This window comes from Ruegeria sp. SCP11 (assembly GCF_040329455.1).
Classification (GTDB): Bacteria; Pseudomonadota; Alphaproteobacteria; order Rhodobacterales; family Rhodobacteraceae; genus Ruegeria; species Ruegeria atlantica_E.
Genome location: NZ_JBDZYG010000018.1, coordinates 36,511 through 54,045, shown reverse-complemented (window position 1 = coordinate 54,045; position 17,535 = coordinate 36,511). Strand labels below are relative to the sequence as shown.

Sequence of the window (17,535 nt, the reverse complement as noted above, 5' to 3'; positions counted from 1 at the left end):
TTGGCAAAGTCCTGAAAGTAGGGAGATAGCCTAAAACCGTCTGAGTTACGTAGGGAAAAACGAGATACTGCCAGCATGCAGACATCAAGAAAAGCGAACGCCATATCGATCACTGCTAAAAACAGCGTATCGCGGCGTGCGCTGCCGAGAGGGACGCGAGATCTGCGAAGACTTTGCGTCGGTTTCGTTTTTTGATGAACGCCTCGGACGACTCCGGCAACCAGCTTCTGAAGGAAAAGATGTTACTGCGCTGTAACTACATCAAGTTCGCGAACCGTCTCATCCCCGGATACGTCTTCGAGTGGGACACGAAGTTGGCGACCGTTCTCGGTCCGATTGTTCAAACCGGCCCCTTCAACCCGGCAATGAACTTTCTCATTTGGAGCTTTCCCAGAGGCAGTCAAGTCCACGTGACACAGTCCGAGGCGGACAAGCTGGAAGTTAAATTACTGAGCAAGCAGATAGCATTGAGATAAAGGTAGGTATGAATGAACAAGCATGACGTCAGAATACTGAAGCGAGGCCGAAAATGGATGAAATTCATTGCCGCCTTTGCGATTTTGCTGATTGCTGGCATCGCTCTTCTTTTCACATTCAGGTTTCATGTTTTGATCTTTGCGCTTTCCTCCGACGAGCCGCGTCCGCTGCTCGAGGCACGAGACGAAGGTCCGAATGTTACGTGGTTTGACGACTACTATATCGTTGAGAAAATTGCCGAAAACACCTATGCAATTGGCGAACCGCGCTATTGGCAGCACAATTTCAATTATTTGATAGTCGGCGAGGAACGAGCCTTTCTGTTGGATGCAGGTCCCGGGATCCGCGACATTAGACCGGTAGTGAAATCGTTGACCGACAAACCGCTCACTGTGGGTTTCTCGCATCTCCACTACGATCATGTCGGCAACGAAATCACCTTCGAACGGGTTGCGTTGATAGACCTGCCGCACCTTCGCGCTCAGGCCGTCAATGACAAACTAACGCCAACACCGCTTCAGCATCTGGGGCGGGTGGAAGGAATCGAAGCGCCGACACTTACCGTGGCGGAGTGGTTGAAGCCCGGCAGCGAAATCGATCTTGGGGGGCGGTCGCTGAAGGTCCTCTATACGCCAGGCCACACCGATGGCAGCATGTCACTCTATGATAAAGAAAATAATATAATTTTTACCGGTGACGTCATAACCGAAGCCATACTCCTTGAGTTACTCCCAAACGGCAGCATGGCCGATCTTGAATACACGGCCAATTACATAAAAGACTCCACGAATGATGACATCCGCATTTACAGCGGACATCGGTTGATCACCAAGCAGGGCGCACCTAAACAGACCATCGGCGATGTGGAGGACGTCAGAACCGCGCTTCAGTCCATTCGTGAGCGGAAACAGTCGGCCAAGGGGTTAGCCTATCCGTCGATCTACACAGTCAATGACCACATGGTTATTTGGGCCGACTACCCTTGGGTGCAGAACTGGAAGCGGACCTATCCTGACTTGCACCAATAGTTTGCATAAGAGCTGTATGGGTTTCTGCTGCGAACTTTGGCCCTCGAGGTCCATGAGTTTTGCGAGTGAATGGCAGTGGGTACTATCAAGGCGGAAGTCAGGCCACGATTTCTTTCAAAGGCGCGCAGTAACCCAAGAATGTGATCATGTTCGCAGTGTTCTTCTACGTTCGGTACGGCGTTTCAGACCGGGATCTTAATGAAATTATGGGCGAGCGAGGTACGTAGTTTCGCGCGGGATCATGACAGAAGTATTAACGGACTCACTCGATTCCACGCCGTTGAACCGCCAATTGCTGGGGGTTAATTTCTTCGCGGGTGACGTGACCGCCGGATTCGGGCCGTATCTGGCGATCAGTACTGTTGCGAAGTTTCGGTTGGATGAAGAGAACGCGCTGTAGCAGCAGGATTAAGAGGCAAGTTCCGCGAATTGGCGAAACGGACAGAGTCCGGACGTTAATTGACCTTTGCGGATCATGTGCGCCACTTCTATTCCGTCCAACGCTGCAGCTGCTGATGTGAAGGCTTTGAACCCCAGCATCGGGCGGGTTCGTCTTTTGATGAAATGGTGGTCCTGTTCCACAATGTTGTTCAAGTATTTCCGCCTGACCATTTCAATTGAGATCGGGCAACCAAAGCCTTTCAACATCTTGTTTATGGCCTTGATGCCAGCCGTGTTAGCTCCGCTTTTGTCGATGACAATCTTTCTCGGAAGTCCGTTGTCCTCCAGTGTCCGGGCAAAGAACTTTGTGGCGGCAGGTTTGTTGCGACGTTCTGAAAGCATGAAATCAAGCGTTTTGCCATGTTTGCCTACGGCAAGGTAAAGATAGACCCACGTACCTTTCACCTTTATGGAAGTCTCGTCCATTCTCCAGGAGCGGTCGCATGGCTCTTTCCGCCGACGCGCCGCTTCAGCGATTGCGCCGGAATATCGCGTGCCCATCTGTTCAGCGTGGTGTGGTCAACCGGAACACCTCGTTCGACCATGATCTCTTCCAGATCGCGGTAGGAAACACCATATCGAACGTAGAAGAAGACCGCGAACAGGATAACATCCTTCGGATACTGTGCGCCTTGGAAGGAAATCATGAGTGGGCTTTCAGCTGGTTAAGGCCGTAAGTCATTCACCTGCCAGCCACCAGTCCGTCAATTTCCAAAAGTTTGCAACAGAGCTCCAAATGACAGGAGCAGACCGATTGTGTCTCAAACTTTGATTTTAACGATTTTCAGCACCTTTGACCTTTTTACGCGCAAAAACAGACTTTTTTGCTCTTTAGATCTGTTGGGTGTTCATATCACCATTATACCTGATAAGTATCGCTTATCACGTCTGATTGACCTTGCCGGGAAAACCGCGCAGAATGACGCCCATGACAGCGCCTGCCCCTTATCTTCCCACCCCCTCCCCTGCCCTCTCTGCGGCAGATCAACAGGCGCTGACCGATCTTTACGTCCGCGGCACGCCTGCCAACACGCTGCGCGCTTATGAGCGCGACCTGCTCTATATCACAGCGTGGAAATCTGCCCGGTTCAGCGCCGCATTGGACTGGCCCGAGTCTGAGGCCACAGCACTGGCCTTCATTCTCGATCATGCGCGCGATCTTAGCAGCGCGCCAGAAGAAGATATCGCGCGTCAAACGGCGGAAGCATTGATCGCGCAGGGCTTGCGCAAATCGCTGGCCTGCCCTGCCCCGTCGACGCTGGACCGGCGCATCGCCTCCTGGCTGGCTTTTCACCGGATGAAGAACCTCGCCAGCCCGTTTAAAGCCCCCCAGGTGAAACAGGCCCGGGCCAAGGCAAGACGCGCCGCCGCCCGCCCCCCTGCCCCGAAATCGCAGCATCCGATCACCCGCGATGTACTGGAACAGCTGCTGGCCACCTGTCGCGGATCGCGCCGGGGTTGCCGCGACCGGGCGTTGTTGATGCTGGGCTGGGCCAGCGGTGGCCGCCGCCGGTCAGAGATCACTGGCCTCATGCGCGAGGATGTCTCTCTCAAGGAGTTCGATAAGAGCGGTGTGGTCTGGATCTCGCTGCTGGAGACCAAGACCACCCAAAAGGGCGAAACCCCGCGGCTGATGTTGAAGACCCGTGCCGCGCAGGCGCTGGTGCATTGGATCGAGGTGGGTGAGATCAGTGACGGCCCCCTCTTCCGCCCGATCTCCAAAACTGACCGCGTCCTCAAGCGCCGCCTCAGCCCCGACGCCATCTATCAGATCATAAAGCATCGACTGACATTGGCCGGGCTACCCGATGACTTTGCCTCGCCCCACGGGCTGCGGTCCGGCTTCCTGACCCAGGCTGCGCTGGACGGTGCCCCGATCCAGGCCGCCATGCGCCTTTCCCTGCACCGCTCCATTGCGCAGGCCCAGAAATATTATGACGATGTCGACATTGCTGAGAATCCGGCGGCTGACTTGTTGGGGTGAGGTCAGCAACGGTTCAATTGATCCGCCACCCCATCATTTGTTTGATCAACGCTTTCATCTCCCCATAGGTTAGAACCTGAAAAGATGTAACTACAGGGACAATTCGTCAACTGAGCGACTCTGCAGTCAAAATGGACACCCGCCCTGCCCTAACACGCCGGACAATGTGTCGAAACCTGCCAAGAGCACCCACCTATCCGGTACCAAAACGCCTTACGGCTTTGCGCCTAATTGAGGTTCCCGCCTGTAATTTACGCAAGGAGCGACTGCTTTATTATACGAGTTGTAGATCGTCGCTTAGTCAAAATAAGACATCGCACTTGATGCCTGATTGCCCTAAATGCGAGCTCTGAGATCGAATTCGGACTGGCAACCTGCTGTCACTAATCGCCTTTGGAGTGCTACAAGCGCCCTGGAGTTAACAGCTGTTAACTCCAGGGCGCTTGTGCTGGTTGCAAAACGGTCCACAAGTTATTGATTTTTCTCTTGACATGAATCGGAATACGAGTGCCTAAATGAACTCAAGTTGCGCAACCATACAAAAATGAGCAGGAAAACTGCAACTATGTTACAGACCACCCCCATTGCTGCGAATACGCAGTCTCACGTTACACGTGAAATCTCTGATCGTCTACAAGTTGCACTGACGACCCACTTGACTCAGGCGTATTCTCCCGAGTTGTCAAAGACCCTCCGTCTCTTCAGTGCGACAGAAGTTGCCGACCTGTTTGGCACAACCGGGCAGTTCCTTAGAAAAGGCCATGCCGAGGGCTCTCTTCCAGAGCCGGAAGTCAACAAGAATGGTCGACGCTTTTACTCCGGAGCCGAGATCTCGGTGATGCGCCAGATCCTTGAAGGCAGCTCCAGAAAGCCTGGAAAATACCTGCCCGGTCGTCGCGATGGCGACCGGCTTCAGGTCATTCAGCTTATGAACTTCAAAGGCGGTAGCGCAAAGTCCACTTCGGCCATTCACCTATGTCACTATCTTGCGCTTCAAGGTTATCGCGTTCTGGCGGTCGACCTTGACCCGCAAGGCAGCTTGACCGGATTCTGCGGTATTCAGCCCGAGATCGAATTTGAGGGTAACTCGATCTACGACGCTTTACGCTACGAGGATCCGGTCCCGATGTCCGATTGCATTCGGGCCACTTACTTCCCGGGTTTGGACCTTTCCCCCGCCCAGTTGATCTTGTCAGAGTTTGAAACAGAAACCGCTGTCTACGCCCGAAAAGGTGTCCCCTTTTATAATCGGCTCGCTAACGCAATCGAGACGGTTGAGACAGACTATGATGTGATCATTATCGATAGCCCGCCTTCTTTAGGCTTCCTGACGCTGGCGGGATTGTTCGCGGCAACGTCTGTGATTGTGCCGCTGACACCGAGCATGTTGGACGTAGCCTCCACACAGCAGTTTCTTGAAATGACTTCGGCGTACCTTGAAGAGTTTGAAAACTCCGGGATTCCGATCGTCCATGACAATTTCCAGTTTCTCATAACACGGGACGACCCCTCAGATACCCCGTCTCAGCAAATTGTCAGCCTGATGCGGGCGTTGTTTCAGGATCGGGTGATCGGTGCAACTGCGCTACGAAGCACTGCCATTGCTGATGCCGCGATGCTGAAAATGACAATGTACGAAGTCGTTCGATCAGAAATGACGCGGTCGACCTATGATCGCGCCCGCTCAAGCATGGATGCCGTCGGGCACGAAGTTTCAAACATGATTCAAACCGCGTGGGGCCGTTGAAATGGCACTTAAACAAAACAAAACCAGCATGGCTGCAGCGATTGCAGCGGCAGCAGGAAACCCGCCAATTCCACCTACAAAAACGGAACGCGCCAATGCGGCACTTCCACGCGGTACGATTGCATCGGTCCGTGTTGGAGCCGGTGGCATCCAAGACATCGATACCTCACTCATTTTGCCTTGGGGCCCGAAAGACAGGCTTGGAATCGAGTTAACACCTGTTAACTCTGACGCCGAGGCGTACGTCGATTCAGCTGTTCTGGAACTTGCTGAAAGCATCAAGGATGCAGGAGGCCAACAGGTACCCGTCCTGTTGCGTCCTTCCGAGGAAGTCGACGGTCACTTCGAGGTTATCTACGGCCGCCGTCGCATCTTAGCTTGTCAGCACCTAAACCAGCCAGTTCGCGCGCTGGTAAGGACGCTTGATGATAAGGAAGCGCTTCAGGCAAAGGGTCTGGAGAACTCTTCCCGGGTTGACCTCAGCTATTACGAAAGAGCCCGGTTCGCACGCGAAATTCTAAACCAGGGGTATGACCGCTCGGAAGCGATCACAGCGCTAGCGATTTCCAAGAACACGCTGTCACAGTTGGAGCGAGTCACAAACGATATTCCGGACGATCTCGGGGATATGATTGGCCCAGCACCGAAATCCGGGCGACCCAAATGGACAGCACTCGCCGATGCGTTGCGGAAAGGGGTGATAACAGCGGACAAGGCTAAGAAGCTCCTGGAGACGCTCAACGTTGCTAATTCAGACGATCGGTTAAACGGGCTCCTAGGCAGCTTGACTCCTAAGAAAGAAGCACAGGAAGTCCGACCGGCGCCCGACGTTGTCATCAAGACCAGCAATTCTGCGGTGAACATGACGATCAAAAGGGCAGGGGACAATGAAGCCTACACTAGCTGGCTTTCGGACAACCTTGGTCAACTCATTCAAGATTCCTACGAGCGTTTCAAAGAAAGCGCCGAGGACTAAGCGAGTTAACAAGTGTTAACTCTACATGAGGTAACGAGCAAAGAGGAGAAAAGCAAAAAAGAAACCCCCGAAACCTGAGGCTCCGAGGGCTGAAAACCAACTAGTGGTTATAGATTAGACACCTAAACCCTAACAGCCCGCGAATCACGACACAATAAAAAACGCCTCTGGGTGAACAGGTTTTCTTTGTCTGCTGACAAAATTTCATGAAAACACTAACTGCATTGGCTCCAAATGGAGCAACCTTGTCGGGAACGGCAGGGCAGGGGGCTATTACGTCCAAAAAATGGAACCTTCTTCGCGCCGTTGAAGAGGCCAGAGAACCACTTGGGTTGAAATCCACAACTCTCAATGTCCTGAGAGCGATGATTTCCTTTGTGGGCGTTGATCAGATTGCTGCGGACCAGGATGATCATCACATCTGCTTCGCTTCCAACGCGGCGATCGCCAAACGAACTCATGTCAGCGTACAGACCGTTGAGCGTCATATATCGACGCTGGTTGAGCTTGGACTTATCCGCCGCGTCATAAGCGCAAACGGCAAGCGATGGGCGCGCCGGGATCGACAGGGCAGGGTGGTCACCGCAACTGGGCTGTCCTTGATGCCATTGTCTGAAAGGCATGCGGAGTTCATCCAAGAAGCCCAGCGGCATGCTGATCGCGTTCTCGAGTTCACTGTACTCCGCGACAAGGTTTCCGCCGCTCTGGCGCGCCTTAGGGACCTCGTAGCAAATGACACCGCGATCTCTGATTTGATGACCACCGTACGCAATGCTCTGCGTCGCAAACCAGATGCGAGTGTACTCAGCACGCTTCTGGCAGAAATCTCTGTGGAAATCTCCGAGATAACACAGACAGATACAGAAAATTTGAGGGCCAGTGACAGTGAAATTGAGGGGCACAAAGAGGACTCTTTGAATCCGGAAGTTAAGAAAGAAAAACTTTCTCAGATTCAGGTTTCTCCAGACCAAATGGAGCGCAGTTTTCCACGGCTATGCTTAGAACTACGCTACGCGAAAGATCAGCACCACTGTGATAGGCTTATGGATGATATCGCCGAGTATCTACGGCTTGGCCAAACCTGGTATGCAATGAAATCAACCTTCGGCCCAGCTATTCGCTTCATCGTTCTCGGTTACATCCTTCAACGTGCTGAAAACATACAATCTCCAGGGGCTTACCTGATATCATTGCTGGCTAAGATCGAAAACGGTGAGTTGTCTCCAAAAGCAATGCTCTCGCGAACCTCCAATACTACGTAAATTTGGGAAAGAGGATGAGATTTACCGTTTTCAGAATACACATCCAATCGATGATCAAATTGAAGAGTTTGAAAAAAGGTGAGCAATAGGATTGACCTCTATAAATCACATATCCATAAATGGTGAGCTATAGAAAGGAGGCTTATACCTCACGATGTGGAACTGGCAGAGCCATGATTGGCCGAATTTTCGTTACGACGCCGCAAGACTCGAACCATACGAGCAACAGTTCCTGTTGTCCTCAGGGGAAGTTCTTGGAGCGGTTCATCATGTGAACTCATCGGATCGAGATCAATTTCGTATCGACCTGCTAAGCGAAGAAGCGATGAAGACCAGCGCGATCGAAGGTGAGATGCTGGATCGACTCAGCGTGCAATCTTCCTTGCGTCGGCATCTTGGATTGGCTCCCGACAGCTATCCATCCAAACCGCGCGAGCAGGGAGTTTCTGAAATGATGGTGGATGTTTATTCCAACTATTCGGAACCACTGTCACACGACACCCTGTTTCGGTGGCATGACATGCTTCTGTCCCATGATAGGCATCTGGAAAAGATTGGATCATACCGGAGCCATGAGGATGCGATGCAAATCGTCTCAGGCAGGCTCGACCGCCCAACGGTGCATTTCGAAGCGCCACCTTCACATCAGGTTCCGGCTGAAATGGACCAGTTCGTAACCTGGTTCAACCGGACCGCGCCGGATGGTCCCAAACCATTGCGCGCACTGATCCGAGCGGGGTTGAGCCATCTGTATTTCGAGAGCATTCACCCTTTTGAAGACGGCAATGGCCGGTTGGGTAGGGCGCTGGCTGAAAAGTCCCTGGCGCAAAACATTGGTCAGCCAAGTCTGATTGCTCTTGCTTTCACGATCGAGAGAGAGCGGAAGGCTTACTACGATCAGCTCGAACGCCATCAAAAGACACTGGACGTTACACCATGGCTTATCTGGTTTGCCACGACAGTCCTTACAGCACAGCAGGTGACGCTTGAGCGGGTTGGATTCTTTATATCCAAGACGCATTTCTATGACCGGTTTCGTGATCAGTTCAACGCCCGGCAAAGCAAAGTAATCGCACGTTTGTTCAAGGCTGGACCGGATGGGTTCAAAGGGGGATTAAGTGCTGAGAACTATATCTCGATCACCGGAACGTCGCGCGCGACGGCGACGCGGGATTTGCAGGACCTGGTAGAGAAGGGGGCTCTGACCCGAACTGGTGAACTCCGATACACACGCTATTGGCTAAAGCTGAACGGGTAAGGGGCTGAAGTACGGCACGAACGGCGGGAACCGGAATTTCGCTGCGGGCGCAAAGGTGTGACCCAAAGTTATTCAAAGCGGACCTCTATTTGGGAACACTTTTTGACGAGGCGTTAGATGTAACCGGAATCGGTGGTCGGCAGCTCCAGAAGCTTCAAACCAACTTCATTTTGAGTTTCGGCAAAGGGATGTGTCGCAAACTTTGGAAGCGGCCAGCACCAACGACTTACTGGACACACCTATCCTGCGATCTTGGCAAACAGCCAAAAAACGGAGGTCGTGGAGTTGGGGAATTGCTGCTTTCGGATCATGTTGGCGACACATCCCGTTGGTCCGAAGTGACCTCTTCGGTCAGCAAAAAACTTCGCAACAGAACCCTTTGGATACATTAAGCGCAACGTTGCCTGCTATCCAATGCGATAGCTTTAACAATTTCAGGGTCGCAAATTTCCGGCGCGAACCATATCATCGTGTGATATGAGTCAAGCGCTGAAACCGCCGACCTATGCCACGCTGGCCGAGGTCGCATTGCTTCCCGCCTTATTGTTCATGATCTTGGGGTGGCCTTTCGCTCAGGGATCTGAGCTTTCCGAACAGTTTTTCGAAGCGGTCTTTCTGACCATCATACTGTCGGCTGCCGTGGCTTCAAGCTCGCAGCGTTTCCGGTTGATTCCCGTTCTGGCCTTCGGAATTGGCGCTCTCGTCTTGGACACGATCTCGCAGGACCGGAATCCGATCCTTGAGTGCATAGTGATTTGGTGCGACCTGCTGTTTGCTGTCTCTTTGTCGGGAGTTTTATTGCTTCGGGTTTTTGACGAGACGGGTACGGTCACATGGCGCGTGGTTTTGAATGCCCTCAGTGTGTATCTGTTGATCGGCCTGGCATTCGGTGCCGTTTACAATCTGCTCGGAATGGCAGGCGAAGTTTATGAGGCCGGTTTCGGGTTTTCCCAGAATGATCCGGACCTGCGAGGCTTTGCCACCACCTATTTCAGTTTCGTGACACTGACGACTCTCGGATACGGTGACATCACTCCCGACAACGCAAGAATTGCCAGTGCCGCTGTCGTTCAGGCTTTGATCGGCCAGTTCTATCTCGCCGTGGTGGTCGCACGGCTGGTCAGTTTGTTCGCCAAAAAGACCGGCAACTGAATTCACTCAGCCTCCAGCCTCTATAGTCCTTTCCAATACCTCCACGAAGGGCGTGGGCTCGGTTGGAAACACGCCTGAAAATGGATGGGAGAACTCTGAAATCGCAAAGAAGATCAGCCCATTAATACCTGCGAACATGCCCAGAAACAGGGATCTAAAAGACGAATAGGGCGTCGGGAAGAAAGACACACAAGTCAATATTAAGCCGACAATCGCAATCAGCCAGAACACCACACTAATGGGTTCGTCAATGTCAAAACTCCTCTGACCCCGCGCGTTTTCGATATCATTTATGTCATTCAACAAGGTCGAAGCCAGCCCCGAATTATTGGTATTGCCCGACAACTCAATGATCTGACGATAAATCGTGTCTACTAGCAGATCGGCTTTTTCCAGTGGTGCTCCAGCCACCATGCTTGGCCACTCCTCTTCAATGACCAGCCGTGTATAGTTTGCTAGATTCGCTTGAATTTTTTGGGCTTGTGGTGTTCCGAAACTTTCCAGTCCTCGGTACAATTGCTCGATTGCCAGAGCCTCATTGTCGATCCCTTCTTGCAATTCATTGTGCTCTGCTCTCAATCCGGAAAAGGCTAGGGCGAGGATCAGCGCATGGATGGCCCCCACTCTAACCGACGCCCATTTGGCAGCATCCATTGTGGATTCAGAGGCATGCTTTGCCACCAGCATATGCGCAGTCCAATAAAGCAACATAGCCACAATGGCAGGGAGAAAAAACCACAGAACGATTTCTAATACCGACATAAATGCCATAGCTGGTATCACCATTTTGGTTTCCGTTGCACCAGAAACGATACGTGTGCGATGCCACAACATCAACTGATGCGGTCAATACCCAATGGTTCGGGAGCGTGTTACTCTTTACACGAGTGCAAGACACCGCAGGCTGCGACTCAGCACGCCAGAGTACAACATATGAAGATCTGTCCACGTCCAACGTAGAAAGAAACGGCAGGAATGTCCGCTTAGCAGACCTCTGTGGGTGAGCCAGAGCGTATCAGCTTCCGGCCCATAAGCAACCAAGCGCCCTTTGGACAAAACGGCCACCTGGTCACAAGTCATTGCCTGGTTCAGATCATGCAGCGCCCTCCCCGTCGTCACCTTGAGGTTCCGAACACAACTCAGGATTGACAGTTGATGATGAATATCCAGGTGATTGGTCGACTCATCCAATAGCAAGAGGCCCGGTTGCTGAGCCTGAACGCCGCCAATCATCACGAAACGGGGCTGTTAAACAAATTCTAACCAGTCTTAGCTAAGCTAGTAGAGCTGTCCTTTATGCCGCGCAAAGTTCGCGCCACTCGGTAAGAGCGGCGGACCGAATCAGCTTGAAGGTATCTTGGCTGGTGAGCGATTTTTCCTGGTTGAAGTGGTTGTAGACAGAGGAATGAACGGCGGCGAACTTCTGCTAACTTCGCATCCGCCTGAAACGCTGCATTGCTCGTTCTCGCCGTCGGAATGGCAGATGGGAATTCTCAACCCGTCGTTAAGCCACTTGCCCTTCTGTTGTTTTTCCTTGGCACCAATTTCTTTGTGCGCGGCTCGATATGACGCAAATCGATCCGTGACGACTTCATCCGCAGCACCTTTGCGCTTCATCAATTTCTTGAGGAACTTCAATTCTGCCTGCTTACTTCGGCGTTTAGTTACAATGACTTCTAACACCTTGCCTTCGTGATCAACGGCGCGTCACAGGTAGTGCCGCTTACCAAAAATCTTCACAAACATTTCATCGACATGCCATTTCGCTTCTGATTATGCCCGCATTTTCTGGACCGGCTTTCTGCGAATTTCTGATGCGAACATAGGGCCGAAACGGTTCCACCAGCGGACTGTTTCGTGGCTTACTTAGATGCCAAGTTCGTGCAGATGGTCTTTCACATTTCGAAGCGAAAGGGGAAACCGAACGTAAAGCATCACGGCCAGACGAATGATCACAGCACTGGTCTTGAAGATTTTGAATGGGCTTGGCTTGGTCATGGGGCGAGGCTACGAAGGCCCCCTGCCTGCATCAATGCAAGTTCTTCTGAAAAGACCGCTTTGCGTTGTGCTTCTGGATACCACTGGCCAGATTTGACGCGACCTCTGTGCTGCCGTTACGTTCGGTCATGCCTCGATCAAATGACCACGACCTGTCTCTCTATGATCTTACGGCGCCACAATTCCTTGCCGACCCGTCACCAGTTCTGAACCGGATGCGCAACGAGGGGCCCTTGGTTCGCACGTGCCTGCCACTTTTCGGAGAGCTGTTTCTGACGACCGGCGACGAGGCGGCCCGTAGCCTACTCAAGGATAGTCGTTTCAGCCGCGACCCTGCAGCGGCGGGCGGAAAGCCGATTCAGCGTTATTTCTGGTGGATGCCGCCCTTCATCCGACCGCTGATGGAATCAATGCTGGCCAAGGATGGTGACGAGCACAAGCGTCTTCGCTCTCTTGTCGATCACGCTTTTTCGCGGCATTCCATTGAGGACATGCGCCCCGAACTGGCTGTGATGGCAGACAGGCTGCTCGACCCGTTGCCAACTGACGTGCCGGTCGAGATCGTCCGGGCCTATGCAGCACCCCTGCCATTGATGGCGATTTGCGCTCTGCTCGGCTTGCCGAAGGCAGATCGACCGCGAGTTTCACGGTGGATCTCACCCATCTCGCGACCAAGAGGAGTTCTGACACTCTCTCGGGCGCTACCGGGACTCTACCGGACTGTGAGGTATTTTCGGAAACTTTTCGAAGAGGTCCGCACCGATCCCGAGCGCGTGCCTGCCGGACTGATCCGCGAACTAACTCGTGTCGGGGCCGATGGCGACATGCTGAGCGAGAACGAGCTTCTGTCGATGGTCTTCACCCTATTTGCCGCCGGCCACGTAACGACGGTTCATCTCATCTCGGATGCGATCGTCGGCTTGCTTGATCTGCCGGAACCACCTTCTTCCATCGTCTCGGGCCCGGCGCGGCTATCGCTTGCCGTCGAAGAGTTTATGCGCTTCTATACTCCGGTCCTTATGACCAAGCCGCATTTCGCGACCGAGGACCTCGACTTCGAAAGCGTCCCTATCAAGCGAGGTGACCGGGTATCGGCGCTTCTGATCGGTGCCAACTACGATCCGGCCCGGTTTGACAGACCTGAAGAGATGCGTCTGGATCGGCGGCCGAATGCGCATCTGGGATTTGGGCACGGATTGCACGTCTGTCTTGGCATGCAACTCGCTCGGATCGAGGCCCAGGTCGCGCTGGAGCGCCTCTTCACACGCTTTCCCGCTCTACGTCTGGCTGACACGCATAAGGCCGTGACCTTCAGCAAACAGATGGGCGTGCGCGGGTTCGAACGGCTGGATTTGAGATTGAAACCATAGGCGCAACACGGAGATTGCCAACCTGTTTGCGCATTCTGACCTGGTTATGCGTCACGCATGAAGATACCGCCTAAACTGCCACGCCTGAAGGGTATTCGCTTTCTGCGCGAAACCATCGCCTATGCCGTTTGGGTGTACCATCGCATTGCGTTCAACATCGCCGATGTTGAGGATCTTCTCGCTGAGCGCTGAGTTAGTGGGAGAAACAATTCCGTGTGTCGCAAGAATATGTTTCATTCAGCCTTTATCTATCCAGTTTTATCAACTTTCCTGATGTGATCGAACCGTAACCTCATAACTATTGCGCACACGACGCTGACATCAAAAAAAAGCCGTTCACTATTAAGACGGGTGCAAGACTCAAAAGAATGCGTAAACTTCGTAGAAGCCGGCGCTAAGACCAGTCGCGACAAGCATCCCCCAAGACAAATCAATTCGTTATCTATGACTCTGTGCTATCACCATATTTTGAGCAACGGTCGTAATCGTGTATGATCTGATCGGTGAGTGGGGGCGCACGCATGTTCAGATTTTTCTTGCTCCAATTTATGACGGTTTTGCTTTCATTCTGCCCAAGTGTTGTCACTTCGGCCTCGATTTGGAGTGAAACACGTGGTTGGCAAATTCTAGTGGATACCAATACTGACGACGGATGTTTCATGGAGCGTCTGTTTGACAAGGGCATCAAAGTTCGCTTTGGGCTGCGGCCCTTGGAAAATGGTTACTACTTAGAGGTTCTTAGCCAGGAATGGAGCGACATAGTAGCCGGACAACAGATGAATGTGGATGTTGATTTCGGAAGCGATCTTTTCGAAGGCACTGCATTGGAAATCACAGAAGGCGACTGGGCAGGAAGCCGGATTTTTACAAACAATCCTGAAGTTGAGGATTTATTCGCGCGGAAATCGACCCTTAGCGTTGGCGAGACAGGCGGCGAAATGGTTGAAATACCTCTGGACGGAACAAAGCAGGCATTGAGTGAATTGAATGATTGCCAGGATGCGCAGCCAGAGCCTGCGTCATCAGACTAAATGAGGACGCCGCCATGCTTCGGTTAGGTAAGATACTCCTCTCCATTGGCATCGCAATCATCTTTGTTGCAGCGGGAATTTGGATGGTTCTTTCTGCAGAAGCATTTGCAAATTTCAGAAAGACCGTTTTCTCTGATATCTTATCCAATGAAGTAGGCGCCGAGTTCCAAATCCTCGGAGATGTTCGATTGATCCTCGGCCGGACATCGACGATTCAGGCCGATCACCTCGAGATACTGCAGGATGGTGACTATGCGAAGCTTGAGATCTCACTTGAACACGCCAGGCTGGATTTTGATACAACGACTCTGCTTGTTGGCGATTTCGACATACGCAAAGCCACAATATCCGGCGTCGTTGCAAGCATGGAACGAGATCAAGCCGACCGTATGAATTTCGATGAAGGGCTTAACGCTTTCAATTTTGGCGCTCGGGACAGCGTGGAATATGGGCTATTTGACTATTTTCGAACAAGGGAATTGACGCTCGAAAGCATACAGTTCACCTCGACAAATGAACGGTCGGGTTTTGACTTCAAGTATGTTCTGGACCGCTTTGTGCTACAGCAGGCGACGATTGATAAGCCGGGCAAAGTTGAAGCCAGCGGGTCGGTGAATGGCCAACCTTTCGATATGCAGGGTCATTTCGAGCCGTCGGAGTCTTTTGCTGCAAAGGCAGGATTTGGGGACCTGACGATTTCTGTGCGTGAACATTTCAGTTCGGAGAATTCACTTTCAGCAGATATTGATCTGAGCACGTCGTCTTTGTTGAACACCTTTCAAACCTTGGGGTTGCAAGCTGAAGCCGAAGCCGACGGGTCCGCCCACTTCACAGCGGTAGCTGAATATAAGGGCGGCAAACTGGGTTTACGCGACATCAGTATTAAAGCGGATTTTGAAGATGATGTTTCCCTAAAAGCTGAAGGGAAGTTTGCTGATCTGGCACGACTGGACGGGCTTGATCTCAACGCCCGGCTGCGGCTTGTTCCTGATGAAGACCCAATTCCGTCAGCGGTCTACATTGAGGACTACCAAATCCTTGGCGCCGTTGCGCATTTGACCTCTGACGACGGTAAGTTCAAGTTCGACAACGCGGTGATTGAAACCAACAGCGTCACCCGGGATCTGCATAATCTGGGGCCGATCTCTGCGCAAAGCCTGTCCAGAACCCGCGAAGGCCTCCTGACGCTCAAAGGTATCAATATTCAGATAGGGCCTTCCGAAATGCCCTATTTGTCGGCATCCGGCGAGGTCGGGGATTTGCTGTCATTTCGGGATATATTACTGAACGGAAAGTTGAATTTCCCGGCAAGCTATCTTGTGTCCGCTAAACTGGTAGAAAAACTTGGTCGATTTTCCGGTAGTTTCACATTGTCGGACGAGGATGCAAAGCTTGGTCTGAAAAAATTATCCGGCAGGGTGTTGGAGACTGATTTCTGGTCGCTCGAAGTTGACGCTTCTGTCCCAGAATTTGAGGAACCGAATATCTTTCAGGCAAAAGGCGCGGCCGAATGGAGTGAAGCGCGAGAGTTTTTCGCACTTGTTGGGACCGCGGACGTTCGTGCTGGTCGGCTTTCTGCGAACGTAGATGTTTCTTCGGATGGCTCCGAACGGACACTCAAATCCAACCTGGAGGTTAGAGATTCCAGCCTGAAAATTGACGCGCGCGCCATGCAATCTCGGGAAAAGACACTTGTTCGCGGAGGTATCACAAGCCCCGCTTTGGCTACTGGCGATTTGCCGGAGATTATTTCCGTGATCATCGCTGTCATCGATCCGAAAAGCTCTGCAATATCACTCAGACGTTCCAACCGGACCCCGAAACCGCTCATGCTGGATACCAGGGCACGCAAGGCAAAACCACTTGTTCTGGATCCGTCCAGCGCCGACCATTCCCCAAGTTCGCCTAAGGGTCTGATATCTGGTCTTGATGTGGAACTCGATGTCGACGTCAAGCATCTACGAGGCACTCAGGGCGTTTCAGCGTTGAAAAGTAAACTGACGATACAAAACGGGCGATTGCGTATTGCGCCCGTCCACGCCAAGTTTGATGTGGCAGCCTTTGACCTGAAAGCAGAGGTCAACCTGCTTGAAACACCGGATACCATGCGCCTTGAAGGGAGCATGAAGGGCGTGGACGTAGGAAAGGTTCTAAAGTCTGCGGGGGTGAAACTGGCGGCTTCAGGAGTGCTTAGCGGTGGCTTCGATGTCAAATTGAACCTGAATGCACCCGTTTCCATCAAAAATCTGAACGGAGTTGCTAAACTGCGGATTGGCGATGGAAGGCTGGCAAGCAGTGTTCTTGAACTTGCGGGTCTTGGTGTGCTGCCCTGGGTATTTTCTAAGGAACTGAGCAAGGGCCAAACTCATATCGTTTGTGCGGTGGCACCGCTGAGCTTGCAGAACGGTCGTGTTCTGGTTCGCGACGGGGTTCTCGAAACCCGGTCTGTTCAGTTGGTCCTGACCGGCGAGGTCGATTTTCGTTCCGGTACATTGAACCTGAGAGGTGAGCCGCGACCTGTTGGCCAACCATTCGCCCGAAGCCCCCATCCATTTGCCATTCACGGCAGGCTGACGGACCCGTCAGTTAAGGTACTCCGCTCGACAGCACCGCGTGGTGGCCCTATCTACATAAAAACTCACCCGTCGCGGAAACCCTGTGTTCGGGATGCCAGCCAATTTCGTTTGCGCAGGGGGCGGTAAAACAGGGCAACGCCGCTCGACGAGATGCAAGAGGCGATTAAGGCCGGTTCTCGGCATGATATTTTGCTATTGTTCAGGCGGTTTTGTCAGAAGAACTTTGATCCGCCCC

13 protein-coding genes and 3 pseudogenes are annotated in these 17,535 nt (G+C 52.5%); 13 read left to right on the top strand and 3 right to left on the bottom strand.

From position 1 onward, the window contains the following. Positions 1-488 precede the first annotated feature (488 nt). From ABLN94_RS21635 to ABLN94_RS21625, 3 genes and pseudogenes are all read left to right on the top strand, one after another. Positions 489-1,505, top strand: a complete 1,017-nt coding sequence (locus ABLN94_RS21635; RefSeq protein WP_352996335.1) for an MBL fold metallo-hydrolase — start codon at positions 489-491, stop codon at positions 1,503-1,505. A 140-nt stretch (positions 1,506-1,645) separates the two neighbouring features. Further along, positions 1,646-1,726: pseudogene (locus tag ABLN94_RS21630) on the top strand (IS6 family transposase); the annotation flags it as partial. 20 nt (positions 1,727-1,746) lie between these two features. Continuing rightward, positions 1,747-1,905, top strand: coding sequence for a hypothetical protein (locus ABLN94_RS21625; protein ID WP_352996333.1), 159 nt, complete (start codon positions 1,747-1,749; stop codon positions 1,903-1,905). An 8-nt stretch (positions 1,906-1,913) separates the two neighbouring features. On the opposite strand, the gene ABLN94_RS21620 is transcribed toward ABLN94_RS21625, so the two are convergent. Next, positions 1,914-2,593, bottom strand: a protein-coding gene (locus tag ABLN94_RS21620) for an IS6 family transposase (RefSeq protein ID WP_352996331.1) whose coding sequence is annotated in 2 segments (ribosomal slippage) — positions 1,914-2,440 and positions 2,440-2,593 — 681 coding nt in all. Because the reading frame shifts where the segments join, the coding sequence is not laid out codon by codon here. Between the two features lie 281 nt (positions 2,594-2,874). Between ABLN94_RS21620 and ABLN94_RS21615 the strand changes: the two genes are divergently transcribed. The 6 genes from ABLN94_RS21615 to ABLN94_RS21590 all read left to right on the top strand — a co-directional run bounded on the left by ABLN94_RS21615 (position 2,875) and on the right by ABLN94_RS21590 (position 10,325). Continuing rightward, a complete protein-coding gene (locus ABLN94_RS21615; protein ID WP_352996329.1) occupies positions 2,875-3,930 on the top strand; it encodes a tyrosine-type recombinase/integrase in 1,056 nt (351 codons plus the stop codon). Between the two features lie 565 nt (positions 3,931-4,495). Beyond that, a complete protein-coding gene (repA, locus tag ABLN94_RS21610) occupies positions 4,496-5,677 on the top strand; it encodes a plasmid partitioning protein RepA (RefSeq protein ID WP_352996328.1) in 1,182 nt (393 codons plus the stop codon). 1 nt (position 5,678) lies between these two features. Beyond that, positions 5,679-6,653, top strand: coding sequence for a plasmid partitioning protein RepB (gene repB, locus ABLN94_RS21605; protein WP_352996326.1), 975 nt, complete (start codon positions 5,679-5,681; stop codon positions 6,651-6,653). Positions 6,654-6,859: 206 nt separating this feature from the next. After that, positions 6,860-7,915, top strand: a complete 1,056-nt coding sequence (locus tag ABLN94_RS21600; RefSeq protein ID WP_352996325.1) for a helix-turn-helix domain-containing protein — start codon at positions 6,860-6,862, stop codon at positions 7,913-7,915. 154 nt (positions 7,916-8,069) lie between these two features. Beyond that, positions 8,070-9,173 (top strand): Fic family protein, encoded by a 1,104-nt coding sequence (locus tag ABLN94_RS21595; RefSeq protein WP_352996324.1) that lies wholly within the window; start codon positions 8,070-8,072, stop codon positions 9,171-9,173. Between the two features lie 477 nt (positions 9,174-9,650). After that, positions 9,651-10,325: a potassium channel family protein gene (locus ABLN94_RS21590; RefSeq protein WP_352996322.1), complete on the top strand. Its 675-nt coding sequence runs from the start codon at positions 9,651-9,653 to the stop codon at positions 10,323-10,325. A gap of 6 nt (positions 10,326-10,331) precedes the next feature. Here the strand turns inward: ABLN94_RS21590 and ABLN94_RS21585 are convergent, their stop codons facing one another. Together ABLN94_RS21585 and ABLN94_RS21575 are read right to left on the bottom strand one after the other, a co-directional pair. Next, the gene (locus ABLN94_RS21585; protein WP_352996320.1) at positions 10,332-11,111 is read right to left on the bottom strand and encodes a hypothetical protein; all 780 of its coding nucleotides are present in this window, start codon (positions 11,109-11,111) and stop codon (positions 10,332-10,334) included. A gap of 508 nt (positions 11,112-11,619) precedes the next feature. Beyond that, a pseudogene (locus ABLN94_RS21575) lies at positions 11,620-12,323 on the bottom strand (IS6 family transposase). A gap of 128 nt (positions 12,324-12,451) precedes the next feature. Between ABLN94_RS21575 and ABLN94_RS21570 the strand changes: the two are divergent. From ABLN94_RS21570 to ABLN94_RS21555, 4 genes and pseudogenes are all read left to right on the top strand, one after another. After that, entirely contained in the window at positions 12,452-13,693 is a 1,242-nt protein-coding gene (locus ABLN94_RS21570) for a cytochrome P450 (protein ID WP_352996318.1), read from the top strand. A 57-nt stretch (positions 13,694-13,750) separates the two neighbouring features. Next, positions 13,751-13,882 (top strand): annotated as a pseudogene (locus tag ABLN94_RS21565) (IS6 family transposase); the annotation flags it as partial. A gap of 332 nt (positions 13,883-14,214) precedes the next feature. Then, a complete protein-coding gene (locus tag ABLN94_RS21560; RefSeq protein ID WP_352996317.1) occupies positions 14,215-14,724 on the top strand; it encodes a hypothetical protein in 510 nt (169 codons plus the stop codon). Positions 14,725-14,738: 14 nt separating this feature from the next. Further along, positions 14,739-17,426, top strand: a complete 2,688-nt coding sequence (locus tag ABLN94_RS21555) for an AsmA-like C-terminal region-containing protein (RefSeq protein WP_352996315.1) — start codon at positions 14,739-14,741, stop codon at positions 17,424-17,426. The last annotated feature ends 109 nt before the right edge of the window (positions 17,427-17,535 follow it).